The organism is Streptomyces sp. bgisy130 (assembly GCF_057708345.1).
Genome location: NZ_JBYISA010000043.1, coordinates 15,247 through 39,086 on the forward strand (window position 1 = coordinate 15,247; position 23,840 = coordinate 39,086).

Annotated in this window: 23 protein-coding genes; 10 read left to right on the plus strand and 13 right to left on the minus strand. The window is 71.7% G+C overall.

Annotation, left to right across the window (positions count from 1 at the left end; genetic code table 11):
- Position 1: 1 nt before the first annotated feature.
- Both AC3EUV_RS33345 and hemL read right to left on the minus strand, forming a co-directional pair.
- Positions 2-682: a histidine phosphatase family protein gene (locus tag AC3EUV_RS33345; protein WP_042155674.1), complete on the minus strand. Its 681-nt coding sequence runs from the start codon at positions 680-682 to the stop codon at positions 2-4.
- A gap of 53 nt (positions 683-735) precedes the next feature.
- Positions 736-2,043 carry a glutamate-1-semialdehyde 2,1-aminomutase gene (gene hemL, locus AC3EUV_RS33350; RefSeq protein ID WP_432146394.1) on the minus strand — a complete coding sequence of 436 codons (1,308 nt, stop codon included), beginning with the start codon at positions 2,041-2,043 and terminating at the stop codon, positions 736-738.
- A gap of 325 nt (positions 2,044-2,368) precedes the next feature.
- Here hemL and AC3EUV_RS33355 point away from each other — a divergent pair, with 325 nt between their 5' ends.
- Positions 2,369-2,965: a hypothetical protein gene (locus AC3EUV_RS33355; RefSeq protein WP_432146408.1), complete on the plus strand. Its 597-nt coding sequence runs from the start codon at positions 2,369-2,371 to the stop codon at positions 2,963-2,965.
- Between the two features lie 33 nt (positions 2,966-2,998).
- Here AC3EUV_RS33355 and AC3EUV_RS33360 read toward each other — a convergent pair whose 3' ends face one another.
- The 3 genes from AC3EUV_RS33360 to AC3EUV_RS33370 form a co-directional block, all read right to left on the minus strand.
- Positions 2,999-3,811, minus strand: a complete 813-nt coding sequence (locus AC3EUV_RS33360; protein WP_435604541.1) for an SDR family NAD(P)-dependent oxidoreductase — start codon at positions 3,809-3,811, stop codon at positions 2,999-3,001.
- Entirely contained in the window at positions 3,808-4,323 is a 516-nt protein-coding gene (locus AC3EUV_RS33365) for a cupin domain-containing protein (protein WP_435604542.1), read from the minus strand. Before AC3EUV_RS33365 ends, AC3EUV_RS33360 begins: the two co-directional genes overlap by 4 nt.
- 110 nt (positions 4,324-4,433) lie before the next feature.
- Positions 4,434-5,156 (minus strand): TIGR03086 family metal-binding protein, encoded by a 723-nt coding sequence (locus tag AC3EUV_RS33370; protein WP_432146391.1) that lies wholly within the window; start codon positions 5,154-5,156, stop codon positions 4,434-4,436.
- A 92-nt stretch (positions 5,157-5,248) separates the two neighbouring features.
- On the opposite strand from AC3EUV_RS33370, the gene AC3EUV_RS33375 reads away from it, so the two are divergent.
- A complete protein-coding gene (locus AC3EUV_RS33375; RefSeq protein ID WP_435604543.1) occupies positions 5,249-6,055 on the plus strand; it encodes a DUF6597 domain-containing transcriptional factor in 807 nt (268 codons plus the stop codon).
- Between the two features lie 39 nt (positions 6,056-6,094).
- Here AC3EUV_RS33375 and AC3EUV_RS33380 read toward each other — a convergent pair whose 3' ends face one another.
- Positions 6,095-6,784: a TetR/AcrR family transcriptional regulator gene (locus AC3EUV_RS33380; protein WP_432146389.1), complete on the minus strand. Its 690-nt coding sequence runs from the start codon at positions 6,782-6,784 to the stop codon at positions 6,095-6,097.
- A gap of 108 nt (positions 6,785-6,892) precedes the next feature.
- On the opposite strand from AC3EUV_RS33380, the gene AC3EUV_RS33385 reads away from it, so the two are divergent.
- Positions 6,893-8,527 (plus strand): FAD-dependent monooxygenase, encoded by a 1,635-nt coding sequence (locus tag AC3EUV_RS33385; protein WP_432146388.1) that lies wholly within the window; start codon positions 6,893-6,895, stop codon positions 8,525-8,527.
- Here the strand turns inward: AC3EUV_RS33385 and AC3EUV_RS33390 are convergent.
- Positions 8,484-9,224 (minus strand): AAA family ATPase, encoded by a 741-nt coding sequence (locus AC3EUV_RS33390; protein ID WP_432146387.1) that lies wholly within the window; start codon positions 9,222-9,224, stop codon positions 8,484-8,486. The genes AC3EUV_RS33385 and AC3EUV_RS33390 overlap by 44 nt on opposite strands.
- A 177-nt stretch (positions 9,225-9,401) precedes the next feature.
- On the opposite strand from AC3EUV_RS33390, the gene AC3EUV_RS33395 reads away from it, so the two are divergent.
- From AC3EUV_RS33395 to AC3EUV_RS33405, 3 genes are all read left to right on the plus strand, one after another.
- Positions 9,402-9,737, plus strand: a complete 336-nt coding sequence (locus AC3EUV_RS33395) for a YnfA family protein (RefSeq protein WP_435604544.1) — start codon at positions 9,402-9,404, stop codon at positions 9,735-9,737.
- A 77-nt stretch (positions 9,738-9,814) separates the two neighbouring features.
- Positions 9,815-10,573, plus strand: a complete 759-nt coding sequence (locus tag AC3EUV_RS33400; protein WP_432146385.1) for an SDR family oxidoreductase — start codon at positions 9,815-9,817, stop codon at positions 10,571-10,573.
- A 403-nt stretch (positions 10,574-10,976) separates the two neighbouring features.
- Entirely contained in the window at positions 10,977-12,641 is a 1,665-nt protein-coding gene (locus AC3EUV_RS33405) for an alpha/beta hydrolase (RefSeq protein ID WP_435604545.1), read from the plus strand.
- 25 nt (positions 12,642-12,666) lie between these two features.
- Here AC3EUV_RS33405 and AC3EUV_RS33410 read toward each other — a convergent pair whose 3' ends face one another.
- Both AC3EUV_RS33410 and AC3EUV_RS33415 read right to left on the minus strand, forming a co-directional pair.
- Positions 12,667-13,329: an RDD family protein gene (locus tag AC3EUV_RS33410; RefSeq protein ID WP_435604546.1), complete on the minus strand. Its 663-nt coding sequence runs from the start codon at positions 13,327-13,329 to the stop codon at positions 12,667-12,669.
- 283 nt (positions 13,330-13,612) lie between these two features.
- Positions 13,613-14,806, minus strand: a complete 1,194-nt coding sequence (locus AC3EUV_RS33415) for an RtcB family protein (RefSeq protein WP_432146382.1) — start codon at positions 14,804-14,806, stop codon at positions 13,613-13,615.
- 162 nt (positions 14,807-14,968) lie between these two features.
- On the opposite strand from AC3EUV_RS33415, the gene AC3EUV_RS33420 reads away from it, so the two are divergent.
- The 3 genes from AC3EUV_RS33420 (at position 14,969) to AC3EUV_RS33430 (ending at position 18,309) form a co-directional block, all read left to right on the plus strand.
- The gene (locus AC3EUV_RS33420) at positions 14,969-15,892 is read left to right on the plus strand and encodes a hypothetical protein (protein ID WP_432146381.1); all 924 of its coding nucleotides are present in this window, start codon (positions 14,969-14,971) and stop codon (positions 15,890-15,892) included.
- Between the two features lie 211 nt (positions 15,893-16,103).
- The gene (locus AC3EUV_RS33425) at positions 16,104-16,835 is read left to right on the plus strand and encodes a DUF3558 family protein (RefSeq protein ID WP_432146380.1); all 732 of its coding nucleotides are present in this window, start codon (positions 16,104-16,106) and stop codon (positions 16,833-16,835) included.
- Between the two features lie 115 nt (positions 16,836-16,950).
- The gene (locus tag AC3EUV_RS33430) at positions 16,951-18,309 is read left to right on the plus strand and encodes a DUF2637 domain-containing protein (protein ID WP_435604547.1); all 1,359 of its coding nucleotides are present in this window, start codon (positions 16,951-16,953) and stop codon (positions 18,307-18,309) included.
- A gap of 32 nt (positions 18,310-18,341) precedes the next feature.
- Here AC3EUV_RS33430 and AC3EUV_RS33435 read toward each other — a convergent pair whose 3' ends face one another.
- Positions 18,342-18,557 (minus strand): hypothetical protein, encoded by a 216-nt coding sequence (locus AC3EUV_RS33435; RefSeq protein ID WP_432146369.1) that lies wholly within the window; start codon positions 18,555-18,557, stop codon positions 18,342-18,344.
- A 123-nt stretch (positions 18,558-18,680) separates the two neighbouring features.
- A complete protein-coding gene (lysS, locus tag AC3EUV_RS33440) occupies positions 18,681-20,405 on the minus strand; it encodes a lysine--tRNA ligase (RefSeq protein ID WP_435604548.1) in 1,725 nt (574 codons plus the stop codon).
- A gap of 174 nt (positions 20,406-20,579) precedes the next feature.
- On the opposite strand from lysS, the gene argS reads away from it, so the two are divergent.
- Positions 20,580-22,343 (plus strand): arginine--tRNA ligase, encoded by a 1,764-nt coding sequence (gene argS / locus AC3EUV_RS33445; RefSeq protein ID WP_435604549.1) that lies wholly within the window; start codon positions 20,580-20,582, stop codon positions 22,341-22,343.
- Between the two features lie 99 nt (positions 22,344-22,442).
- Here the strand turns inward: argS and AC3EUV_RS33450 are convergent, their stop codons facing one another.
- Positions 22,443-22,625, minus strand: a complete 183-nt coding sequence (locus tag AC3EUV_RS33450; protein ID WP_042155638.1) for a CsbD family protein — start codon at positions 22,623-22,625, stop codon at positions 22,443-22,445.
- 161 nt (positions 22,626-22,786) lie between these two features.
- A complete protein-coding gene (hemB, locus tag AC3EUV_RS33455; RefSeq protein WP_435604550.1) occupies positions 22,787-23,776 on the minus strand; it encodes a porphobilinogen synthase in 990 nt (329 codons plus the stop codon).
- Positions 23,777-23,840: the final 64 nt, after the last annotated feature.

A 23,840-nucleotide genomic window follows, 5' to 3' on the forward strand; every position in this document is an offset into this window, starting at 1 on the left:
GTCAGGCCCCAAATGCCTTGGTCTTTCCCTTGGCGGGTTTGGCGCCCGCCAGAAGATGGGAGGGAACCAGGTCGCGCGCCGGTTCGCTGTACCCCACCGAAACGATCTTGTCGCCGTGGAAGGTGAACGACGTCAGCGAGGCCAGCGTGCACTGCCGCTTCCGCGGGTCGTGCCACAGCCGCCGCCGCTCCGCGAAGCTGCGCACGATCCAGATCGGCAGCTGATGGCTGACCGCCACCGCCTCGTGGCCCCGCGCCGCGTCGCGCGCCGCACCCAGCGCCGCCATCATCCGTACGACCTGCTCGATGTACGGCTCGCCCCAGGACGGCCGGAACGGGTTCGTCAGGTACTTCCAGTTCCCCGGCTTCTTCAGCGCACCGTCGCCGACTCCGAAGGTCTTCCCCTCGAAGACATTGGCCGCCTCGATCAGCCGCTCGTCGGTGGCCAGATCCAGACCCCGGGCACCGGCGATCGGCGCCGCGGTCTCCTGCGCACGCTCCAGCGGCGAGGCGACGACATGGGTGATGTCCCGCTCCGCGAGATGCTCCGCCACCCGGTCGGCCATCTTCCGCCCCAGGTCGGAGAGGTGATAGCCGGGGCGGCGCCCGTACAGCACGCCGTCGGGGTTGTGCACCTCGCCGTGCCGCATCAGATGCACGACGGTGATCTCTTCGCTGCTCATGTCACCCATTCATTCAGTGGTCTCAAACGGTGCCGGCCCGTGCGCCGGAGCCGTCAGGCCGTCGCCCCGGCCGCGGCGCGCGCGGCGGCCGGCAGGGCGGCGGCGATCCGCTCGACGGCCGCCGCGTCGTGCGCGGTCGAGACGAACCACGACTCGAAGGCGGACGGCGGGAGGTAGACGCCCTGCTCCAGCATCGAGTGGAAGAAAGCGGTGAAGCGGAACGCCTCCTGCGCCTTGGCCCCCTCGTAGTCGGTCACCTCGACGTCCGTGAAGAAGACCGTGAACATGTTCCCCGCGGCCTGGACCCGGTGCGCCACACCTTCCTTGGCCAGCGCCGCGGTGACCAGGCCCCGCACCTCCGCCGAGACCGCGTCGACCTTCTCGTACGCGGCGTCGTCCAGCAGCCGCAGCTGCGCGACACCGGCGGCGGTGGCGACCGGGTTCCCGGAGAGGGTGCCCGCCTGGTAGACCGGCCCGGCCGGAGCGAGATGCGCCATGACGTCCGCACGGCCGCCGAAGGCCGCCGCCGGGAAGCCGCCGCCCATGACCTTCCCGAAGGTCATCAGATCCGGACGTACCCCGTCGATCCCGTACCAACCGGCCTTGCTGACGCGGAAGCCGGTCATCACCTCGTCGGAGATGTAGAGCGCGCCCTCGGCGGCGCACAGATCCTTCAGGCCCTGGTTGAAGCCCGGCAGCGGCGGCACCACGCCCATGTTGCCCGGCGACGCCTCCGTGATCACACAGGCGATCTCCCCCGGGTGCGCGGCGAACGCGGCCCGCACGGCCGCCAGGTCGTTGTACGGCAGCACGATCGTGTCACCGGCCTGCGCGCCCGTGACCCCCGGCGTGTCGGGCAGCCCGAAGGTCGCCACGCCCGACCCGGCCGCGGCCAGCAGCGCGTCCACATGGCCGTGGTAGCAGCCCGCGAACTTGATCACCTTGGGGCGGCCGGTGAACCCGCGGGCCAGCCGGATCGCCGACATCGTCGCCTCGGTACCGCTGGAGACCAGCCGTACCTGCTCCACCGGCTCGATCCGGGCCACGATCTCCTCGGCCAGCTCGACCTCGCCCGCGCCGGGCGTACCGAAGGACGTACCGCGGGCCACGGCCTCCTGGACGGCGGCGATCACCTCGGGGTGCGAGTGGCCGAGAATCATCGGTCCCCACGAGCACACGAGGTCGACATACTCACGGCCGTCGGCATCGGTGAGGTACGGACCGGTACCGGACACCATGAAACGGGGCGTACCGCCCACGGCGCGGAACGCCCGCACCGGAGAGTTGACGCCGCCCGGCGTCACGGCGGACGCCCGGTCGAACAGCGACTGCGAAACAGGGGCTTCATACGGAAAAGACACGGCGATCCTGACCTGCATAAACGGAGGGAGGGCGGCGGCCCGTGGGCACGGCCCGGCTGACATCGGTGCGGGAATCCCCTCGCGGTACGCCTTCAGGCGCCGCTCGGTTCAATCTCGATCCTTTTTTGATTCCTCTCGCTTTCGACCGGGCGTCAGCCCCCACTCGTCTGCGAAACTGTGGAGACGTACGAGTAAGTCACGCAAGCAATGGTCTCAGAGGCGCACGGGGGCGTGCGGCCGGGCGTTTCACACGCCGGTGACGGGGGAGGTCTCTGAGACGATGATCGGGTTGCGCGGCTGGGGCTGCGAGTGGTCGGGTGGAGATATGCATCGCGGTGGCGAACTGGGCGAGGGAACCAATGACCGGGGTCCCGACCGCGCCCAGCGCGGCCGTCACCGGCGCGAGGACACCACGGGCGACAGGACGACGCGCGAGGAGACCACGGGCAACAGGACCACGGGCGGGGAAATCAGAGGCGGCCGCATGGGGGTGACGTACAGGTACTTCGGTGCGCCCAACGGTGCCACCGCGGCCCGGGTCCCGGTCTCCATGCGCCCCGAGGAGCTCGGCGGTGACGAGCTCGGCATGGGCGGCATGTTCAGCAAGATCAAGCCGGAGACGATGGCCGCCATGGTCCTCACCGGTATAGAGGGCATACCGCTCCATAAGGTTCCGCCGCTCGAACTCGTCGTCCTGCACCCCGACTACGCCGTCGTCAAGCTGCCGATGACCGTGGTCGACCCGCTGCGCGGGGTCGGCGAGGAGTCGGTCGGCGCGGCCGCCTTCATCTGGTCCACCGTCCCCGACCGGGGCGGCCCGCGGGACGCCTTCACCGTCTACCAGCTCCTGCACGAGTGGCAGGACTTCAGCCACCGGCTGCACGAGGCGGGGCACCAGGCGTACTGCCTGGTCTGGCCGTAACGGTTCAGCGCGGGCGGCGCCGAGCCACGGCGCTCACCACGTCGGACGGGCCGAGACGCCGCCGTCCACGACCAGGTCGTGACCGGTGATCCAGGACGCCATCGGCGAGGCGAGGAAGACACAGGCGTCGCCCACGTCCTGCGGGGTGCCCAACCGCCCGGCGGGGGCCGCCGCTTGCCAGCGGCGCACCCCCTCCGGCCAGTCCTCGGCCAGGCCGGGCCGGCCGATCAGGCCCGGCGAGACGCTGTTGACGCGGATGCCGTCCGGCCCGTATTCGAGCGCCGCCGCGCGGGCGTGCATCACCACCGCCGCCTTCGACGCGCAGTAGTGGGCATGCCGCGGCGCCGGGCGGTCCGCCTCGATCGAGGCGATATGGGTCACCGAGCCGCCGCCCGCCGCGCGCATCACGGCCGCCGCGGCCTGGGTGCAGGCGAAGACGCTGTGCACATTCGGGTCGGCCACCGCCCGCCAGTCGGCGAGCGACATCGCCGCCAGCTCCTGGGTCGGCTGCACCCCCGCGTTGTTCACCAGCGCGGTGAGCCGGCCGCGCCAGCCGGCCGCCTCCGTCACCAGTCGGTGGCACTCCTCCTCGACGGCCAGATCGGCGCGCAGCGCCAGCGCGCTCCCGCCGTCCGCCGCGATCTCCGCGACCAGCTCCCGCGCCGCGTCGGCGCCCGTACGGTAGTGCGCCACGACGGCCGCGCCGGCGGCGGCGAACCGCAGCGCGATCCCGCGGCCGAGGACACCGGCGGCGCCGGTGACGAGGACGACCTGGCCCCGGAGGTCGGGGAGACCGGGGTGGTGGGTGGCGTCGGGCGGGGTGGCGTCGGGCGGGGTGGCGGTCACGGCCGGCTCAGCGCGGTGATCCGCGCCGCCTCCCCGGGGAAGCGCGCGGCCAGTACGGCGGCGTCCCCGTGCTCGTAGTCCTCGAAGGTGAAACCGGGCGCCATCGTGCAGCCGAAGAGCGCCCAGGAGCCGCCGTCGGCGACCTCGGCGGCCATCCACGTACCGGCGGGCACCGTGAACTGGACGTGCTGCCCGCCCAGGACGTCCGGCCCGAGGACGACCGTACGGGCCGTGCCCCCGCCGCGGTCCTCCTGGAGGAGGAACAGGGTGAGCGGATCGCCCCGGTAGAAGTGCCAGATCTCGTCGGACGGCAGCCGGTGCAGGGCGGAGAAGTCGCCCGGCTCGGCGGTCAGCAGCATCACGATCGCGGTCCCCTCGGGCCGCCCGTCGGGGCGCTCGGGGCCCGCCCACGTGCGCCGGTAGCGCCCGCCCTCACGGGGCAGCGGCGTCAGCCCGTAGAAGTCGATCAGGGCCTGGGGAAGGGGGTCACGGGAGGTGCGGTGCTCATCCATCTGCGGGCTGCCTCCGCCTCTCCGCGACTGCCGGTCGCTCCACCCTAGGCACGAAGTCCGCTGGGCGCAGGCGCAATCGGGCCATGTCCGGCGGCCCGGCCGACGCCCCGTCAGCCGGCCGTCCAGTGGGGGTCGCGGCCCGTTTCCGCCAGCAGCACGTCCAGGTCGGAGGCGCCGGGCGGTACGGGGACCGGCGCCGCGAAGACGTTCATCGTGCGGGCCGTCGGGCCCATTTGGGCGGCCAGCGCCCGCAGCTCGGTCACACAGCCCGCGGCCGGCGCGTACGGCCGGCCGGTCGCCCGTGCCACGTCCCAGGCGTGCACGGTCAGATCCAGCAGCACCATGGCGCCGACGGTCCGGGCGGGCAGCTGCATCCCGCCGGTCAGCCCGTCCTCCGCGCCCGGCGCCGCCCACGCCTCGACCAGCCGCACCGTCTCGTCCGCGAACCGGTCGGGCCACTGCGCCCCGTACTCACCGAGCCGGTCAGGGGTGTGGCTGAAGTCCACGTCCTTCTTGGCGGCCAGTGTCTGAAAGGCGACGACCACCTGGAAGAGGTGGTTGAGCAGCGCGCGGACGTCGTACTCGGAGCAGGGGGTCGGCCACCCCAGCTGCTCGTCGCGCACCGCGCGGAGCACCGGGAGCGCCACCCCGGCCGCGGCGTCGAGGAGGACGCTGATGGGGGGCGGCGGGTCGGCCGGGTGCGGTGCCTGGGACGGGTTGGGTGTCTGGGATGTGCGGGGTGCCTGGGGCGGGCGGGGCGCGTCGGCCGTTCGGTCCGTGTGTGCCGTCGCACCGTGGTGCGTTTGTTCCGGATTGTCGCGTGTGTCGCTCATACCGAGGACGCTACGGGCCGCCCCCGGCGGCGGATTGAAAAAACGCGACAGGCCGGCTCACGATCGCCGCGGTCCGTCCTAGGATCCGGGGCATGGCCGCTCCACGGCGCGACACCCGGGGCATCGTCGACGCCCCCGGGCTCTTCACGCGGGTGCGCTTCCGCCGCCGCACCCCCGCCGAACCGCTGCGCCCGTATGTCGAGCACTACTGGCTGATCGACTGGGATCTGTCCGAGCCGTACGCCACGCATGTCGTCCCGCACCCCTGCGTGAACCTGGTCTTCCAGCGGTACGCCGACCGCCCCGGGTTCGGCGAGGTCGCGGGCGTCGGACTGGAGCTGTTCGCGCAGAAGCTGGCCGGGCGCGGGCGGGTGTGCGGGGTGCAGTTCCGGCCCGGCGGGTTCCGGCCGTTCACCCCGGAACGGCCGGCCACGGACTGGACGGACCGCCGGCTGCCGCTGGCCGCCGCCTTCGGGCCCACCGATGCCGCGGCCGCCGTACTGGAGCCGCCTGACGAGGACGCCCGGGTCGCCGCGCTCGACGCCTTCCTGACCCCGCTGCTGCCAGCCGGGCCACGGGTGCTCGCCCAGGCCGAGCTCGCCATGGGGCTGGCCGACCGGATCCGCACGGACCGTACGATCCGCCGGGTCGCGGACTTCGCGCGGGCCGAGGGCCTGTCCGTACGGGCTCTCCAGCGACTGTTCGCCGGGTATGTCGGGGTCAGCCCCAAGTGGGTACTGCTGCGCTACCGGGTGCACGAGGCCCTGGAACGCGCCGCCTCCGGGACGGAGGTGAACTGGGCCGCACTCGCCGCCGAACTGGGCTACAGCGACCAGGCGCATCTGGTCCGCGATGTCACGGCCACTGTGGGGGTGTCGCCTACGGCGTATGGGGGGTGAGGGGGCGGTAAGGGGGGAGAGACCGGGTGGCGGCAGTGCTCAGGGTTGTTCGGCCGTCAGATAGCGCTGGACGGTGGGGGCCAGCCAGGCGATGAGTTCGTCGTGGCTGAGGCCGACGGCCGGCGGAAGGTGCAGCACGTAGCGGCACAGGGCCATGCCGAGTATCTGGGAGGCGATCAGCGCGGCGCGGGTCGGTGCCTCCTCGGGCACCGGGCAGACCGCGGCGAGGACCGGCTTGATCTGCTCGGCGAACACGCCTCGCATCCGCTCCGCGCCCGCTTCGTTGGTGACGCCGACCCGCATCATCGCCGTCATCGTCTCGTCGCACTCCCAGCGCTCCACGAAATGACGCACGAGCTGGGCGCCGGCCTCGTCGCGCGGGTAGTGGGTGAGGTCCGGGGCGTGCACCTCGATCTCCGAGGCGGCCGCGAAGAGGCCGGCCTTGTTGCCGTAGTAGCGCATCACCATCGACGGGTCGATCGCCGCGTCCCTGGCGATGGCGCGGATGGTGGCGCGCTCGTAGCCGTCCGCGGCGAAGCGGTCCCTGGCGGCGGCGAGGATCGCGGCCCGGGTGGCGTCGGAGCGGCGGGGGCGGGCGGAGTCGGCCGCTTCGTCCGGCATGAGGCCGGCGGCGGGGGCGGTGTCCGCGGGGGCGTCGGGCAGCGCGACGGGCGCCGTGGTGGGGGCGGCGCCCGGCACGGCATCCATGGAGGGGGCGTGTTCGGCCATGCCAACAACAGTAGGCCAACACCTGTTGACACGCCAGGCCCGGGAGTCCTACGCTTGCCAACAAGCGTTGACCAACATGCGTTGGCACAGCCACGGGAGGCGGAAGCCATGCACGCCATGAACCGCAGGACCGACCGGAGCGACGCCGCGGGGGCCGACCCCCGCGGAGCGCGCGACACGGACGTCATCGTCGTGGGCGCCGGGCCGACCGGCCTGCTGCTCGCCGGAGACCTCGCCGAGGCGGGGCTGGGCGTCACGCTCCTGGAGCGCCGCCCCGCCGAGATCAGCAACCTCACCCGCGCCCTCGTCGTGCACGCCCGCACCCTGGAGCAGCTCGACGCCCGCGGCCTCGCCGATGAGCTGGTCGCCGGCGGCCATCCGCTCAGCGGCCTCCGCCTCTTCGGCCGGGCCACCATCGACCCGACCCAGCTTCGCTCCCGCTTCCCCTTCGTGCTGGTCACGCCCCAGTTCGAGGTCGAGCGGGTCCTGGAGCGCCGGGCCCGCCGGGCCGGTGTCACCTTCCGCCACGACTCCGAGGTGCTCGGCCTCGACCAGGACGCCGAGGGTGTGACGGTGCGCTTCCGGACCGCCGAGGGGCTCGGCTCCGTCCGCGCCGCCTATGTGGTCGGCACCGACGGCGTCCGCAGCACCATCCGCGAGGCCGTCGGTCTGCCCTTCCCCGGCAAGTCGGTGATCCGCTCGCTGGTGCTCGCCGATGTCCGGCTGGCCCAGGAGCCCGACTCACCCCTCACCTTCAACGCCACCGGCGAGGCGTTCGCGCTGATCGCCTCGTTCGGCGGCGGGTGGTACCGCGTCATCGGCTGGAACCGCCACCACCAGGCCGCCGATGACGCGCCCGCCGACCTCGACGAGATCCGCGAGCTGACCCGGCTCGCCCTCGGCAGTGACTACGGCATGCATGACGCCCGCTGGATCTCCCGCTTCCACAGCGACGAGCGCCAGGTCCCCTCCTATCGCGTCGGCCGTGTCTTCCTCGCCGGCGACGCCGCACATGTGCACTCCCCCGCCGGTGCCCTGGGCATGAACACCGGCCTCCAGGACGCCGCCAACCTCAGCTGGAAGCTGGCCGCCGTACTGCGGGGCCGGGCCCCCGACGGCCTGCTGGACAGCTATCAGACCGAGCGCCACCCGGTGGGCAAGCAGGCACTGCGCAGCAGTGGCACCCTCATCCGGATCGCCCTGCTGCCCACCGGCCCCGGGCACGCCGTCCGCGCCCTCGCCGCCCAACTCGTCAACCATGTGCGGCCGCTGGCCCGGCGGGCGGTGCACACCCTCTCCGGCCTCGGTATCGCCTATCCGGCCGGGCCCGGCGCCCACCCCCTCGCAGGCCGCCGCGCCCCTGACCTCCGGCTGGCGGGCGGCAGCCGCCTCTATGAGCTCCTCCGCCAGGGCCGGTTCGTCCTCATCACCCCCGCCGGCGAACCCAGCGTCCCCCAGGCCCCGGCAAGCAGCGGGGACTCCTCTCGCCCCGCCGATGGTCGTGGCGATGACCGTGCCGATGACCGCGTGGTGACCGCCTGCTGGCGGAGCGGGCGCCGCACGGCCCTGCTCGTACGCCCCGACGGCTATATCGCCTGGGCCACCGACGCCACTGCCCCCGCCGCACGCGCCGCGGCGCTACGGGGCGCCGTCGCCCACTGGACCGGCACCGAGGACGGCGCCTCCATAGCCACCGCCCTCACCCCGCCAGCACATGCCGCAGATACGCCCGCGGGTCGTTGAGATAGCGCCGCCAGTGGTCGACCAGCCCCAGCTCCGCCCACTCCACGCGCCGCATCCCGTGCTCGCCGACCTCGACGATCTCGGCGCCGGGCAGCGCCGTCAGCAGCGGGGAGTGAGTGGCGCAGATGATCTGTGCACCGCCGCTCCCCAACTCGTCCATCAGCCCCACGAGTTCAAGGCAGGAGGAGAAAGACAGTGCCGCCTCCGGCTCGTCCATCACATACAGGCCGCGCTGCGCGAACCGTTCCCGGAAGGCCATCAGAAAGCCCTCCCCATGGCTCATGTCGTCCGGGGACCGCGACAGCTTCTGCGCGCTCCGCTCCCGGTTCAGCGCCTCCATCGCGGTCTCGGCCCGGAGGAAGAACCCCCGTCGGCGGACCCGCGGCCCGCGCACCATCCCCCGCCCCTCGCGCGTCGGATCGAACCGCATCATCCCGCCGAGCAGCGACGCCTCCCGCGAGCTGGCGTATTTGTATCCGGCCGACCCTCCGTAGGAATCCAGCCCGAAACCCTCCGCCAGCGCCTCGGCCAGGGTCGACTTGCCCGAACCGTTCTCCCCCACCAGAAAAGTCACCGGGGCACGGAACGCCAGCCCCTCCTCGGCCAGTTGGCGCACACAGGGCACCGTCCACGGCCAGCCGTCCTCCGCCGCCCCCGTCCCCTCCGGCACGTCCACGTAAGCCCGTTCGATCAGCATGCCTCCGAAGCTGCCACACACCACTGACAGTCCCCCTGCCCCATCGCCCCACACCGCCACCCCGCCCCCACCTGAGCCGGGCTCCCACTCCGTACGCATCCACTCCCTACGCATCCACCGGACGCATCCACTCCCTACGCATCTACTCCGTACGCATCTACTCCGTACGCTTCCCCCATGCTCGTCGCCCGCTCCGTCGTCCTGTTCGTCGTCGCCGCCCTCTTCGAGATCGGCGGTGCCTGGCTGGTCTGGCAGGGCGTCCGGGAGCACAGGGGCTGGGCCTGGATCGGGGCCGGAGTGCTCGCGCTCGGGGTGTACGGCTTTGTCGCCACGCTCCAGCCGGACGCCGAATTCGGCCGGATCCTCGCCGCGTACGGCGGTGTCTTCGTCGCCGGGTCGCTGGCCTGGGGCATGGTCGCCGACGGCTACCGCCCCGACCGCTGGGACGTGATCGGCGCACTGGTCTGTCTGGCCGGCGTGGCAGTGATCATGTACGCCCCCAGGGGCCGTTGACCGGCCTGCATATCCTGGCCGCAGACCGTCTCGCCCGGCTCATGAGGAGCAGGGGCCCCATCGCCCGAGGAGAGTGCATGACCGCCGAGGCCCGTACCGCCGTCGTCACCGGAGCGAGCAGCGGCATCGGCGCCGCCACCGCGCGAGCGCTGTCCGCAGCCGGCTACCACGTGGTGCTCACCGCCCGCCGCAAGGACCGCATCGAAGCGCTCGCCGCCGAGCTGCCGAACGCCGAGGCCTACGCCCTCGATGTCACCGACCGCGCCGCCGTCGACGCCTTCGCGGCCGCCCTCGGCCGCTACCCGTCCGTCGACGTCCTGGTCAACAACGCCGGCGGGGCCCTCGGCGCGGAGCCGGTGGCCACCGGTGACCCCGCCGACTGGCGGACCATGTACGAGGTCAATGTGCTGGGCGTGCTCCATATGACCCAGGCGCTGCTGCCCGCGCTGACCGCCTCCGGAGACGGCACCGTCGTCGTGCTCTCCTCCACCGCGGGCCATGGCACGTACGAGGGCGGCGGCGGTTATGTCGCCGCCAAGCACGGTGCGCATGTCATCGCCGAGACCCTCCGTCTGGAGCTGTGCGGCGAGCCCGTACGCGTCATCGAGGTGGCCCCGGGCATGGTCAAGACCGACGAGTTCGCCACCACCCGCTTCCGTGGCGACACCGACAAGGCCGCCAAGGTCTACGCGGGCGTCGACCAGCCGCTCAGCGCGGAGGATGTCGCCGACACCATCACTTGGGCGATCACCCGCCCCTCTCATGTCAATGTCGACCTCCTGGTGGTCCGCCCCCGCGCCCAGGCCTCCAACTCCAAGGTCCACCGCACCGGTTGAGCCACCGCCACCGCACCGGTTGAGCCACCCGCCACCACACCGGTTGAGCTACCCGGCGGGCACCGCCGCCCGCCGTACGGTCACCCCGGATACGGGGCCTGGGGACACCCCCACCGGGTGTCCGGGCCCCGTGTCCCGGGGCGTTCCGCTCGCGACAGCGGACCCATGACCACAGCTCAGCCACCCTCCCCGCTGACCGCAGCCCGCCCCCTCCGCCCCGTGCCCGCAGCTCACCCATCCACCCCGCTGACCACAGCTAGCCCCTCCACCCCCGTGCCCCCAGCTCGGCCATTCGGCCGCGATGGGCTCGCGCACCGTGCCGGACCACGGTGGGGTGGACACGGAAGCGTGCCGACTCCCGCGCATGGGCGGCGTCGGGCGCTCAGCCGTGGAAGGACAAGGCATGCACATAGCCGGGGCCCTGGCGGGCCGTAGGTGGTACGCCGCGGTCGTGACCGCGGCTGTGACCTGCTCGACGGTCCTGGCCGGGCCGGATCTCGCCGCGGCCGGCGGTCCGCCATCGCCTTCGGGGCCGGCATCGGGGCTGGCGTGGCACCCCTGCGTCCAGGGCGGTCAGTTCGACTGCGCGACCGCGAAGGTGCCCCTGGACTACCGCAACCCCGGCGGCCGCACCATCGAACTGGCCGTCATCAAGCGGAAGGCGACCGACCCCCGGCGGCGCCTCGGCACCCTGTTCTTCAACCCCGGCGGGCCCGGCGGGCCGGGCACCGTCCAGATGCCGCAGATCTACCCGTTCTTCCCGCGCGAGCTGCGGGAGCGGTTCGACATCGTCAGCTGGGATCCCCGCGGAATCGGCAGCAGCACCGCGGTGAACTGCTTCGCCGGCCCCGCGGAGGCCCGCGCGTGGAGTGCGAGCAGACCGGCCGGCTTCCCGGTGGGCGCGGCGCAGCGGGCGGCCTGGATCGCCGCGTACCGGGAGCTGGGCCGGCGCTGTCAGCAGCGTGACCCCGAGCTGCTGCGCCATGTGTCGACCGCCGACACCGCGCGCGACCTCGACCGGCTCCGCCAGGCGGTGGGCGAACCGCAGCTCAGCTATCTCGGGATCTCCTACGGCACGTTCCTGGGCGCCACCTACGCCAACCTCTTCCCCGGCAAGGTCCGCGCCATGGCCCTCGACAGCACCATCGACCCGCTGGCCTGGACGAACCACGCCTCGCGCGAGGCCCCCCGGCTCCCGACGTTCCTGCGCATGGGCTCGGACCTCAGCGCGGCCGCGACCCTGAACCAGTTCCTGACCCGGTGCGGCGCCACCACCACGGCCCGCTGCGCCTTCTCCGCCGGCAGCCCGAAGGCGACCCGGGACAAGTTCGACCGGCTGATGCGGCGGCTCCGGGAGCATCCCGTGGGCGCGTGGACCTATGGCCGTACGGTCGGTGACGTCGTGAACAGCCTCTACAACGTCGACCCCGGATGGGCCTACCTCGCCGCCCGGCTCCAGACCCTCTGGCAGGGCCGCGCCCCGGACCCGACCCCGCCGCCCCCCGCACCGCCGGTCCCGAACCCGAATCCGTACCTCGGCGATGAACAGGCCGCCGCGGTGTTCTGCGGCGAGAGTCCCCATCCGCGTGACCCCGGGGCCTATCACGCCCTGGAGGAGGCCGCCGCCCGCCGCGCGGGCGACGCCGGACGCTTCTGGACCTGGGCGGGGGAGCCGTGTGCCACCTGGCCGGCGGTCGCCGCCGACGGCTACAGCGGCCCGTGGAACAAGCCGACGGCGCACCCCGTCCTGGTGATCGGCACCACCTACGACCCCGCCACTCCCTACTCGGGCGCCCAGTCCCTGGCCAAAGAACTGGCCCAGGCCCGCCTGCTCACCCACCACGGCTACGGCCACACCGAACTGACCAACCCCAGCAGCTGCCTGCACGCCTACGAGAGCCGCTACTTCATCGACGGCACCCTCCCGCCCCCCGGCGCGGCGTGCCGCCAGGACACGCCCCCGTTCGCCCACCCCGTACCCCGCGGCGGCGTCGCCACCGGCGGCGGAGCGATGGCCGGCCGCGTCTCCCGGGCCGGCGGCCGCTCCGCGGGCGGGCTCATCCCCTGACGCGGCTGACCGGCCGGGCGCCAGCTCACTCGGTGCTGACGACCACCGTGCGCATGACCTTGTCCGCGAAGGTCTGGCCCTTCGCGTCCCACGCCGGCCACAGGTAGCCGATGCTGCACGGGGCGCTGTCCAGCGCGTGGCAGATACGGCGCAGCAGGGCCTTGCCGAAGCCGAGCGGCTGACCGTTCTGCTCGCTTATCAGCCGGATCTTCATGGCCTTCTTGCCCGGCGACGCACCCTTGCCCTCCTTGACGAGGATGACGATGTTGGCGACGACGGCCCACAGAACGGCGATCACCAGCAGGGCGATGATGATCGGGACTCGTACCTTCTCCCTGGCCACGTAGCACTCGTGCTCCATGAGGCAGCCCGAGTACAACGTCTTCTCAAGGACGAGCGCGGTGATGAACGCAAGCACCGGCACCAGTCCAGCAACCAGGAAGTCGATCAGAAAGGCACCGAAACGGCTGCCCCAGCTCGCGTACGCCCCGGGCCCGGCGGGCATCCCGGGCCCGGCGGGCATGCCGGCCTGCTGCGGGTAGCCGTAGCCCGGAGCGGCCTGCTGCGGGTAGCCATACCCCGGCGCCGCCTGCTGCGGGTACCCGTACGGGGCCGGCTGCTGCGGAGCTCCGTACGGGGCCGGCGGCGGTTGCTGGCCGTAGGGGTTCTGCGGGCTGTCGAAGCTCATCGGTGGCTTTCCTCCGAGGTGTCAGGGGACGACGCGGCGTGGCTCGGAGGAAAAACAGGTTTCACCGGCCCGCCCCCGACGATGCCCGCGGCACTGCTGCCCGACGATCCTTCTGGTTGCGGCTCGGCTCTGTCCAATCAATGCCGGGAGCGGTGGTCACCACGGCTCCGCACAAGGCGACGGGCCGGTGGGCGACGGCCGTTCCGGGCGGTGATCGGCGGTCAGCACGCAAGCGCCCCGGACCACAGCGGTCCGGGGCGGTCGGTCATCTGGCGTGCCGCGCTCAGCCCTTCACGCAGATGACCTGCTTGAGCTTGGCGACGACCTCGACCAGGTCACGCTGCTGATCGATGACCCGCTCGATCGGCTTGTAGGCGCCCGGGATCTCGTCCACCACACCGGAGTCCTTACGGCACTCCACGCCCCGCGTCTGCTCCTCCAGATCCCGGGTGGAGAACCGCTTCTTCGCGGCGTTCCGGCTCATCTTGCGGCCGGCGCCGTGGGAGGCGGAGTTGAAGGACGCGGCGTTGCCCAGGCCCTTGACGATGTAGGAGCCGGTGCCCATCGAGCCCGGGATGATCCCGTACTCGCCGCTGCCCGCCCGGATCGCACCCTTACGGGTCACCAGCAGGTCCATGCCGTCGTACCGCTCCTCCGCCACATAGTTGTGGTGGCAGGAGATCACGTCGTCGAAGGTCACCTTCGCCTTCTTGAACTCCTTGCGGACGACGTCCTGGAAGAGCGCCATCATCACTTCGCGGTTGTGCCGCGCGTACTCCTGCGCCCAGAACAGGTCGTTGCGGTACGCCGCCATCGGCGGGGTGTCCGCGATGAAGACGGCGAGGTCACGGTCGACCAGGCCCTGGTTGTGCGGCAGCTTCTGCGCCTGGCCCATGTGGAACTCGGCGAGCTCCTTGCCGATGTTGCGGGAGCCGGAGTGCAGCATCAGCCACACCACACCGTCGTCGTCGAGGCAGAACTCGATGAAGTGGTTACCGGAGCCGAGCGACCCCATCTGCTTCGTGGCCCGCTCCTGACGGAACTTGACCGCTTCGGCGACCCCGTCGAACCGCGCCCAGAAGTCGTCCCACCGGGCCGTGGGGAAGCCGTGCAGCCGCCCCGGGTCGACCGGGTCGTCATGCATCCCCCGGCCCACCGGAATCGCCTGCTCGATCTTCGAGCGCAGCCGGGAAAGATCGCCGGGCAGGTCGTTCGCGGTGAGCGAGGTCCGTACCGCGCTCATCCCGCAGCCGATGTCGACGCCGACCGCCGCCGGGCAGACCGCGCCGCGCATGGCGATCACCGAGCCGACCGTGGCGCCCTTCCCGTAGTGGACATCCGGCATCACGGCCAGGCCCTTGATCCACGGCAGGGTGGCGACATTGCGCAGCTGCTGCATCGCGACGTCCTCGACCGTGGCCGGATCCGTCCACATCCGGATAGGTACCTGTGCACCCGGTACCTCGACGTACGACATAACTCCCTCATTCCCCCGAATTTATGAAAAACGCAAAAGCCGGACAAGTTATCCGATCTTGGACGGCGGACCGGCGTGCGCGGCAAGACGTGCGATAGACATTGTGTCCATCGGCCGCTGACCGGCGGCAACCGTATTTCGTAGGGGAAGGAGCCGCGAACGATGCCACGCAAGCCGTTCGTACCGGGTGCCGCACTGGTGGTGGCCGCGGCACTGGCCGCCGCCCTCACCGCCTGCACCGGCGGCTCCGGCTCCGACGGCGAAGAGGGGGACGCCAAGAGCGGCGGCACCTCCACGTCGAGCCAGGCCGCCGAACCGGGCCGCTATCAGACCCTCCCCGAGGCCTGCGGGCTGCCCGCGCGCGGCAGCCTCCGCGGCATGCTGCCCGGCGACGGCCAGACTCTGTCGCGCGACGAGGCCAAGAAGATCTACGACGGCCAGCCCGACATCACCTACGACACCGACCGCCGGGTGGGCTGCCGCTGGACCCGCGAGACGACCGCGGGCACCCGCCATCTGAGCCTCGACATCCAGCGCGTGGTGTCGTACGACGCCGCCGTCAGCGATGACGACAAGGCGCAGGGGATCTACGACAGCAAGGCGCAGGCCGCAAAGATCCCGTCCGGCGGCAGCGGCTCGCCCTCGCCCGTCGACCCGAGCCCGTCCGCCACCCAGGACAAGGGCGAGGAAAAGGACGGGGACGAGGACAAGGGCAAGGGCGCGGGCACCGGAACCACCACGAACAGCTCGACGGACAAGACGGAGAAGGCGCCTTCCGGGAGCCCCTCGGGGGCGTCCAGCCCCGCCGCGGACCCCAGTGCGGACCCCAGCGCGGGCCTGAGCGACTCCACCGCGCCGCGTGTCCTGGACGACCTCGGGGACGCGGCCTTCCTCAATGACAAATTGGTCACAGCGGACTCGGGTGTGCACCGCGACATCACTGTGGTCTTTCGCACGTCGAACGTCATCGTGACGCTCACCTACGACCAGTGGTCGACAGACAAGACGATGTTGCCGGAGAGCCAGGAATTGCAGGACAAGGCCCGTTCGCTGGCCGGCGAGCTGTCCGAGAGCCTCAGCGAATAGTCCGGATAGAGCGCATTGCCCGAATCGATAAGTACGGGGAACTGCGCCCGTTTTGGGCGCTGCGCTCATCGACAGGAACCGGTCACCCACCCCGCCGCGCCGCGTACCGTGCCCCTAGGGCGGACACGCCCTGCCCGTACGCGAGGAAAGGCGGGCCACCGCCACGGCCGCGCTCCACGCCGGCCGGATGACGACGAACAGCGAAGGAACCATGCACCGTTCAGCCAAGCGACTCGCCAGCCTTCTCACCTGCGCAGCAGTACCGGTGCTGCTCGTCGCCGGCTGCTCCGGCTCGGACAGCGACAGCTCCGGTGACGCCTCCGCCTCCACCAAGTCCAGCAGCGCGGCCAAGCCCTCGCCGACCGTCGCGCCGGCGAAGTTCAAGAAGCTGCCGAACCCCTGCGAGGCGTTCTCCAAGGACACCGTCAAGGAGATGCTGCCCAAGGCGAAGGACGCCTCCGGGGAGCGCGGCAACTCCTCGGACAACACCGTGCACGGCACCTGCTCCTGGAGCAGCTCCGACGAGAACGGCGTCGACGGCACCCAGTTCCGCTGGCTGGACATCGGCTTCCAGCGCTACGACTCCGACCAGGCCCTCGGCTCCGGCGAGAAGCGCGCCACGGACTTCTACACCAAGCAGGTCATCGACGCGAAGGACACCAAGGGCGCCAAGAAGCTGACGTCCGTGAAGACGTCCGGCACCGGCGACGAGGCGACCGCGATCACCTACGACGTGAAGAAGGAGGGCAACGACTTCAAGAACACCACCGTCGTCGCCCGCGCCTCCAACATCGTCGTCACGCTCAACTACAACGGCGCCGGCCTGGCGGGCGCGGACACCCCCAAGGGTGCCGACCTGCTGAAGAAGGCCCAGGCCGCCGCCAAGGAAGCGGTCGCCGCGGCCACCGAGGCCAAGAGCTCTCCCGGCAAGTCCAAGAGCTGACCCGAGCGACACCGCCCGTGCCCCCGGTCTTGGCCGGGGGCACCTCCCGGTGGGGGCCGGGGGCGGGTGTGCCACGCTAGGCGCGCCATTTCGCCGAGCCGGGGAGGGACCGCGGGTGTCCGCGACGCAGACGGCGCAGTTGACTCGTACCCACCGCATCCTGATCGGCGTGGTGATCGCCGGGGCGGCGCTGATCGCGGCCATCGGCTTCACCGGCTCCTACACCGCGGTCCGCGAACTGGCGGAGAAGAAGGGCTTCGGGAACTTCTCGGCCGTCTTCCCGATCGGCATCGACGCCGGGATCGTGGTGCTGCTGGCGCTGGACCTGCTGCTCACCTGGATCCGGATCCCGTTCCCGCTGCTGCGCCAGACGGCCTGGCTGCTGACGGCGGCCACCATCGCGTTCAACGGCGCGGCGGCCTGGCCGGACGCGCTGGGCGTCGGGATGCACGCGGTCATCCCGCTGCTGTTCGTGGTGGCCGTGGAGGCCGCCCGGCACGCGATCGGCCGGATCGCCGACATCACGGCCGACAAGCACATGGAGGGCGTCCGGCTCACCCGCTGGCTGCTCGCCTTCCCCTCCACCTTCCGGCTGTGGCGCCGGATGAAGCTGTGGGAACTGCGCTCGTACGACCAGGTCATCCAGCTGGAACAGGACCGCCTCGTCTACCAGGCCCGGCTGCGGGCCCGCTACGGGCGTGCCTGGCGCCGCCGGGCCCCCGTCGATGCGCTGATGCCGCTGCGGCTGGCGCGCTACGGCGTTCCGCTGGCGCGGACCGCGCCGGCCGGGCTCGCCGCAGCGGGGATCGAACTGCCCGCCGTGGCCCCGGCGGCCGGGACGGGTACGGCCGCCGCACCGTGGCCGGCCGAGGCACGGGCCGGCATCGAGGCTCCGGTACGCGAGGACGCCCCCGGGCCCGCACCCGAGCCCGCCCCCGAGCCCGTACGCGAGCCGGTACGCGAAGCACCCGTCGAGCCCGTAGGTGACGCCCCCGCCGGACCCGTAGGTGACGTCCCCGCCGGACCCGTACGTGAGGCCGCCCCCGCTCCCCTGCACGAGACGCCCGCCGCCGCCCCGGCCCCCGAGCCCGCCCCCCAGCTGACCGTCCCGGTCGGCCCCGGGCGCAGCCGTCCGCTGGGCAACGCCGGTGAGCCCCTGCCGGTGCCCGAGCAGCGCGCGCACGCCCCGGAGCCCGAACCCGAGCCTCAACTCCCCCCGGATACCGAGCAGTTGTCCCCGGTCTCCGCGCTCCCCGACGATGTCCCGCGGGACGAGGCGTACTACACGGCGTACCGCATGTACGTGGCGGAGAAGAACGACTTTCCCGACTCCCGGCAGTTCGGCCGCTATCTGCTGAACTCCTACGGGGTCACCGGCCGGGACGGCGGGCCGCTGAGCGACGGCTATCTGCGCGGATTCGTCCGCGAGTTCCACCATCGCTTCCGCATGGAGATGGCCGAACACATCCCGTAGGGGCGGTCCCTGTGCCCGCCCCCATGCCGTCCCTAGGCCGCCCCCGGCCGCTCCCGCTCCTGCTTGCGCTTCCTGGCCGTGTCACCCCACACGGCCAGCGCCGCACCGGCCGCGAAGAGGCCGACGTAGGCGGGGGACGGCAAGGTGAACCAGTGGGGCAGCAGCCCCCAGGCGCCGTCGAAGAAGACCTGGCCGATGAATCCCATCGCGCCCTGGATCATGACGATGAAGCCGATTAACCCTCTCATGGCTCCAGCGTGCAGCGTCCGGCCCCGGGAATCCTCGTCCCCGGGGCCGAACCCGTCTCCTCCCTCAGTCGGAGAGCGCGCCGGGGTGTCTACGACTCCACGGCAGCGGCGCTCCGACGGCCGTCAGCCGCCGAGCAGCGTGCGCACCCGGCCGGCGCCGACGGCCAGCAGCAGGGTGGGCAGCCGCGGCCCGGTGTCCCGGCCGACCAGCAGGTTGTAGAGCAGGGCGAAGAACGCGCGCTGGGCGGCCTTCAGCTCCGGGGTCGGCTTGGCGTCCGGCGCCAGCCCCGCCTGGATCTTCGGCACGCCGTAGACCAGGGTCGTCAGACCGTCCAGCGACCAGTGCTCGTCGAGGCCGTCGAGCAGCAGCCGAAGCGAGCCACGGGACTGCTCGTCGAGGGTGCCGAGCAGCTCCGCGTCGGGCTCGTCGCGGACGATGGTGCGCTGCTCGGCCGGGACCTGGGTGCTGATCCAGTACTCCGCCTTGGTGAGCCGCGGCCGGGTCTCGTCCAGGGACGTGACGGGGTTGGCCGGGTCCAGTTCGCTCAGGATCCGGAGCGTCTGCTCGTCATGGCCGGCGGTGATGTCCGCGACCGAGGCGAGGGTGCGGTACGGCAACGGGCGCGGCGTACGGGGCAGCTCACCGGCGGCGGTGCGGGCCGCGCGGGAGTACGCGGCGGCGTCGGCCGGCAGCACCGTGCCGTCCGCGACCTTGGCCTCCAGCTTGTCCCACTCGTCGTAGGTCCGCTGGATCTCCTGGTCGAAGGCGATCTTGAAGGACTGGTTGGGCCGGCGGCGCGCGTACAGCCAGCGCAGCAGCGGCGCCTCCATGATCTTCAGCGCATCGCCCGGGGTCGGCACCCCGCCGCGCGACGAGGACATCTTGGCCATGCCGCTGATGCCGACGAAGGCGTACATGGGGCCGATGGGCTGGTCGCCGCCGAAGATCTTGCGGACGATCTGGCCGCCGACGACGAAGGACGAGCCGGGCGAGGAGTGGTCGACACCGGACGGCTCGAAGATCACGCCCTCGTAGGCCCAGCGCATCGGCCAGTCGACCTTCCAGACCAGCTTGCCGCGGTTGAACTCGCTCAGCCGGACCGTCTCGCCGAACCCGCACTCGGTGCAGGTGTAGGCGAGCTCGGTGGTCTCGTCGTCGTACGAGGTGACCGTGGTGAGGTCCTTCGCGCACTGCCCGCAGTACGGCTTGTACGGGAAGTAGCCCGCCGAGCCGCCGCTGCCGTCGTCCTCACCGGCCGCACCGGAGCCCTCGGCGGCCTCCAGCTCGGCCTCGTCGACCGGCTTCTGCGACTTCTTCGCCGGGGCCTTCTTCGTGCGGTACTGCGCGAGGATCGCGTCGATGTCCGCGCGGTGCTTCATCGCGTGCAGGATCTGCTCGCGGTAGACACCGGAGGTGTACTGCTCGGTCTGGCTGATGCCGTCGAACTCGACGCCCATCTCGGCGAGCGCATCGCTCATCGCGGCCTTGAAGTGCTCGGCCCAGTTCGGGTACGCCGAGCCGGCCGGGGCCGGCACCTGGGTCAGCGGCTTGCCGAGGTGCTCGGCCCAGGACGGGTCGACGCCCTCGACACCGGCCGGGACCTTGCGGTAGCGGTCGTAGTCGTCCCAGGAGATGAGGTGGCGGACCTCGTACCCGCGGCGGCGGATCTCGTCGGCGACCAGGTGCGGGGTCATGACCTCGCGGAGGTTGCCCAGGTGGATCGGGCCGGACGGGCTCAGGCCCGAGGCGCAGACGATCGGTTTGCCCGGGGCGCGGCGCTCCGCCTCGGCAATGACCTCGTCCGCGAACCTGGAGACCCAGTCGGTCTCGGTGCTCTGCTGAGCCACGATCGGCCTTCCTCTTCCTGATGATCCTCATTGCGCCGTCTTGCGCGTTCGACGCACAAAAGCCTGACGGTGCCCATTCTCCCAGACGGAAAATCAGTGGTAGTGCCGTGGGATACTCGTTGGCAAACCCTTTCCACTCCAGCGACACCTCCCTCTGGAAGAGAGCTCATCTCCATGGCCTCGGTCACCTCGCTCGCAGCTTCGGTCCACCAGCGCGTCGCGGACGCCCTCTCGGCAGCCCTGCCGGAGGCCGGCTCCGCCGACCCGCTGCTGCGACGCAGCGACCGGGCCGACTTCCAGGCCAACGGCATGCTGGCGCTGGCGAAGAAGCTCAAGGGCAATCCGCGGGAGCTGGCGGCCAAGGTCGTCGCGGAGATCGGCGAGAGTGACCTCCTCCAGGAGATCGAGGTCTCCGGCCCCGGCTTCCTCAACATCACGCTCACCGACCGGGCGATCACCGAGACCCTGGCCGCGCGCGCCGCCGACGACCGGCTCGGCGTCCCGCTGAAGGAGAACCCCGGCGTCACGGTCATCGACTACGCCCAGCCGAACGTGGCCAAGGAGATGCACGTCGGGCACCTGCGCTCGGCGGTCATCGGCGACGCCCTGCGCCACCTCCTGGACTTCACCGGTGAGCAGACGATCGGCCGGCACCACATCGGCGACTGGGGCACCCAGTTCGGCATGCTCATCCAGTACCTGATCGAGAACCCCGGCGAGCTGGCCCCGGCGGCCGACGTCGACGGCGAGCAGGCGATGAGCAACCTCAACCGCGTCTACAAGGCCTCCCGCGCCGTCTTCGACTCCGACGAGCAGTTCAAGGAGCGGGCCCGCAAGCGGGTCGTGGCGCTCCAGTCCGGCGACGCGGAGACCCTCGGCCTGTGGCAGCGGTTCGTGGACGAGTCGAAGGTCTACTTCTACTCGGTCTTCGAGAAGCTGGACATGGAGATCCGCGACGACGAGATCGTCGGCGAGTCCGCCTACAACGACATGATGGCCGAGACCGCGCGGCTGCTGGAGGAGTCCGGCGTCGCCGTCCGCTCCGAGGGCGCGCTGGTGGTCTTCTTCGACGAGATCCGCGGCAAGGACGACAAGCCGGTACCGCTGATCGTGCAGAAGGCGGACGGCGGCTTCGGCTACGCGGCCTCCGACCTCTCCGCGATCCGCAACCGCGTCTTCGACCTGAAGGCGACGACGCTGCTGTACGTCGTCGACGTCCGCCAGTCGCTGCACTTCCGGATGGTCTTCGAGACGGCCCGCCGGGCGGGCTGGCTGACCGACGACATCACCGCGCACAACATGGGCTACGGCACGGTCCTCGGCGCGGACGGCAAGCCGTTCAAGACCCGCGCGGGCGAGACCGTACGCCTGGAGGACCTGCTCGACGAGGCGGCCGAGCGGGCGACCGCGGTGGTGCGCGAGAAGGGCGCGCCGATCGGCCTGACCGAGCAGGAGATCACCGGGAACGGCGCGCAGGTGGGCATCGGCGCGGTCAAGTACGCGGACCTGTCGACCTCGCCGAGCCGCGACTACAAGTTCGACCTGGACCAGATGGTCTCGCTCAACGGCGACACGTCCGTCTACCTCCAGTACGCCTACGCCCGTATCCGGTCGATCTTCCGCAAGGCCGGTGACGCGGCCCCCGAGGCGCACCCGGAGCTGCCGCTGGCCCCGGCGGAGCGGGCGCTGGGCCTGCACCTCGACCAGTTCGGCGAGACCGTCGCCGAGGCCGCCGCGTCCTACGAGCCGCACAAGCTCGCCGCGTACCTCTACGGCCTCGCCTCGCTGTTCACGACCTTCTACGACCAGTGCCCGGTCCTGAAGGCCGAGGGCGGCCCGGACCAGATCGCCAACCGGCTGTTCCTGTGCGACCTGACCGCCCGCACCCTCCACCAGGGCATGGCCCTGCTCGGCATCCGGACGCCCGAGCGCCTCTGACCGGCGCGCGCCGCACCGGCTACAACGGCCCCGTACCTCACAGCTGAGGTACGGGGCCGTACTGGTCTCCAGGGCAGGGACAGCGACACCGGGTGGCCCTCACGGCCAGCGCTTACGCACCTCGTCCTTGGTCTTCTCGCTCACATCGAGGCCCTGACCGGCGGTCTTCTCCGCCTTGCCCTCGGCCTCCAGCTTGCGGTTGTGCGTCGCCTTGCCGACGACTTCCTTCATGGCGCCGATGACCTGGGCGCCCTTGGCCTGCATCTTGCGCTTGGCAGTCATGGTGACCCGCTCCTCGGTCCGGTCGCGGTCTTCCCTGACAACCGGTGCGTGCCCGGAACCAGGCAGACAAAACGTCACCCCCCACACAGTCCACACAGCACTGCTCCCGCCCCCGGACACCGGGGACGGGAGCAGACGCGGCATACGGGCCGCCGGGCGCCTCACAGCCCCCGCGCGGCCTCCGTCGCCCAGTACGTCAGGATCATGTCGGCGCCGGCCCGCTTGATGCCGGTCAGCGTCTCCAGGATCGCCTTGTCCCGGTCGATCCAGCCCTTCTCGGCGGCGGCCTCGACCATCGCGTACTCGCCGGAGATCTGGTACGCGGCCACCGGCACCTCCACCGCGTCCGCGATCTTCGCCAGCACGTCCAGGTAGGGCAGCGCCGGCTTGACCATCACCATGTCGGCACCCTCCTCCAGGTCGAGCGCCAGCTCGCGCAGCGACTCCCGGAGGTTGGCCGGGTCCTGCTGGTAGGTCTTGCGGTCGCCCTGGAGGGACGAGCCGACGGCCTCGCGGAAGGGCCCGTAGAAGGCGGAGGAGTACTTCGCGGTGTACGCGAGGATCGAGACGTCCTCGTGCCCGGTCTGGTCCAGGGCATCCCGGACGACACCGACCTGCCCGTCCATCATCCCGCTGGGCCCCACGACATGGACGCCCGCATCGGCCTGGACCTGCGCCATCTCGGCGTAGCGCTCCAGCGTGGCGTCGTTGTCGACCCGGCCGTCGGCATCCAGGACACCGCAGTGCCCGTGGTCGGTGTACTCGTCCAGGCACAGATCCGACATGATCACGAGGTCATCGCCGACCTCGGCCCGGACGTCCCGGATGGCGACCTGGAGGATCCCGTCCGGATCGGTGCCCGCCGTGCCGACGCCGTCCTTCTTGGCGTCCTCCGGCACCCCGAACAGCATGATCCCGGCGACCCCGGCCTCGACCGCCTCCACGGCGGCCTTGCGCAGCGTGTCGCGGGTGTGCTGGACGACGCCCGGCATGGTGGAGATCGGCACCGGCTCGCTGATCCCCTCCCGGACGAACGCCGGGAGAATCAGGTCCGCCGGATGCAGCCGGTGCTCCGCGACCATCCGCCGCATGGCGGGGGTGGTGCGCAGGCGCCGCGGCCGCGCCCCTGGGAAGCTTCCGTACTTCGTCATACCGAACACGCTACGCCCGCTTTGTGCTTGCCTTTGCCGACGGGTCGTCGGAGGGGACGGGCCC

What these genes read in the sequence shown, in the direction of transcription:
- AC3EUV_RS33365 (WP_435604542.1), bottom strand. Translation starts at nt 4,323, where the DNA reads ATGGATGAGCACCGCACCTCCCGTGACCCCCTTCCCCAGGCCCTGATC.
- AC3EUV_RS33435 (WP_432146369.1), bottom strand. Translation starts at nt 18,557, where the DNA reads ATGAGAGGGTTAATCGGCTTCATCGTCATGATCCAGGGCGCGATGGGA.
- AC3EUV_RS33395 (WP_435604544.1), top strand. Translation starts at nt 9,402, where the DNA reads ATGCTCGTCGCCCGCTCCGTCGTCCTGTTCGTCGTCGCCGCCCTCTTC.
- AC3EUV_RS33420 (WP_432146381.1), top strand. Translation starts at nt 14,969, where the DNA reads ATGCCACGCAAGCCGTTCGTACCGGGTGCCGCACTGGTGGTGGCCGCG.
- AC3EUV_RS33390 (WP_432146387.1), bottom strand. Translation starts at nt 9,224, where the DNA reads ATGCTGATCGAACGGGCTTACGTGGACGTGCCGGAGGGGACGGGGGCG.
- AC3EUV_RS33385 (WP_432146388.1), top strand. Translation starts at nt 6,893, where the DNA reads ATGCACGCCATGAACCGCAGGACCGACCGGAGCGACGCCGCGGGGGCC.
- AC3EUV_RS33415 (WP_432146382.1), bottom strand. Translation starts at nt 14,806, where the DNA reads ATGTCGTACGTCGAGGTACCGGGTGCACAGGTACCTATCCGGATGTGG.
- AC3EUV_RS33355 (WP_432146408.1), top strand. Translation starts at nt 2,369, where the DNA reads ATGCATCGCGGTGGCGAACTGGGCGAGGGAACCAATGACCGGGGTCCC.
- hemB (WP_435604550.1), bottom strand. Translation starts at nt 23,776, where the DNA reads ATGACGAAGTACGGAAGCTTCCCAGGGGCGCGGCCGCGGCGCCTGCGC.
- AC3EUV_RS33345 (WP_042155674.1), bottom strand. Translation starts at nt 682, where the DNA reads ATGAGCAGCGAAGAGATCACCGTCGTGCATCTGATGCGGCACGGCGAG.
- AC3EUV_RS33405 (WP_435604545.1), top strand. Translation starts at nt 10,977, where the DNA reads ATGCACATAGCCGGGGCCCTGGCGGGCCGTAGGTGGTACGCCGCGGTC.
- AC3EUV_RS33375 (WP_435604543.1), top strand. Translation starts at nt 5,249, where the DNA reads ATGGCCGCTCCACGGCGCGACACCCGGGGCATCGTCGACGCCCCCGGG.
- AC3EUV_RS33410 (WP_435604546.1), bottom strand. Translation starts at nt 13,329, where the DNA reads ATGAGCTTCGACAGCCCGCAGAACCCCTACGGCCAGCAACCGCCGCCG.
- AC3EUV_RS33370 (WP_432146391.1), bottom strand. Translation starts at nt 5,156, where the DNA reads ATGAGCGACACACGCGACAATCCGGAACAAACGCACCACGGTGCGACG.
- AC3EUV_RS33450 (WP_042155638.1), bottom strand. Translation starts at nt 22,625, where the DNA reads ATGACTGCCAAGCGCAAGATGCAGGCCAAGGGCGCCCAGGTCATCGGC.
- AC3EUV_RS33425 (WP_432146380.1), top strand. Translation starts at nt 16,104, where the DNA reads ATGCACCGTTCAGCCAAGCGACTCGCCAGCCTTCTCACCTGCGCAGCA.
- AC3EUV_RS33380 (WP_432146389.1), bottom strand. Translation starts at nt 6,784, where the DNA reads ATGGCCGAACACGCCCCCTCCATGGATGCCGTGCCGGGCGCCGCCCCC.
- AC3EUV_RS33400 (WP_432146385.1), top strand. Translation starts at nt 9,815, where the DNA reads ATGACCGCCGAGGCCCGTACCGCCGTCGTCACCGGAGCGAGCAGCGGC.
- argS (WP_435604549.1), top strand. Translation starts at nt 20,580, where the DNA reads ATGGCCTCGGTCACCTCGCTCGCAGCTTCGGTCCACCAGCGCGTCGCG.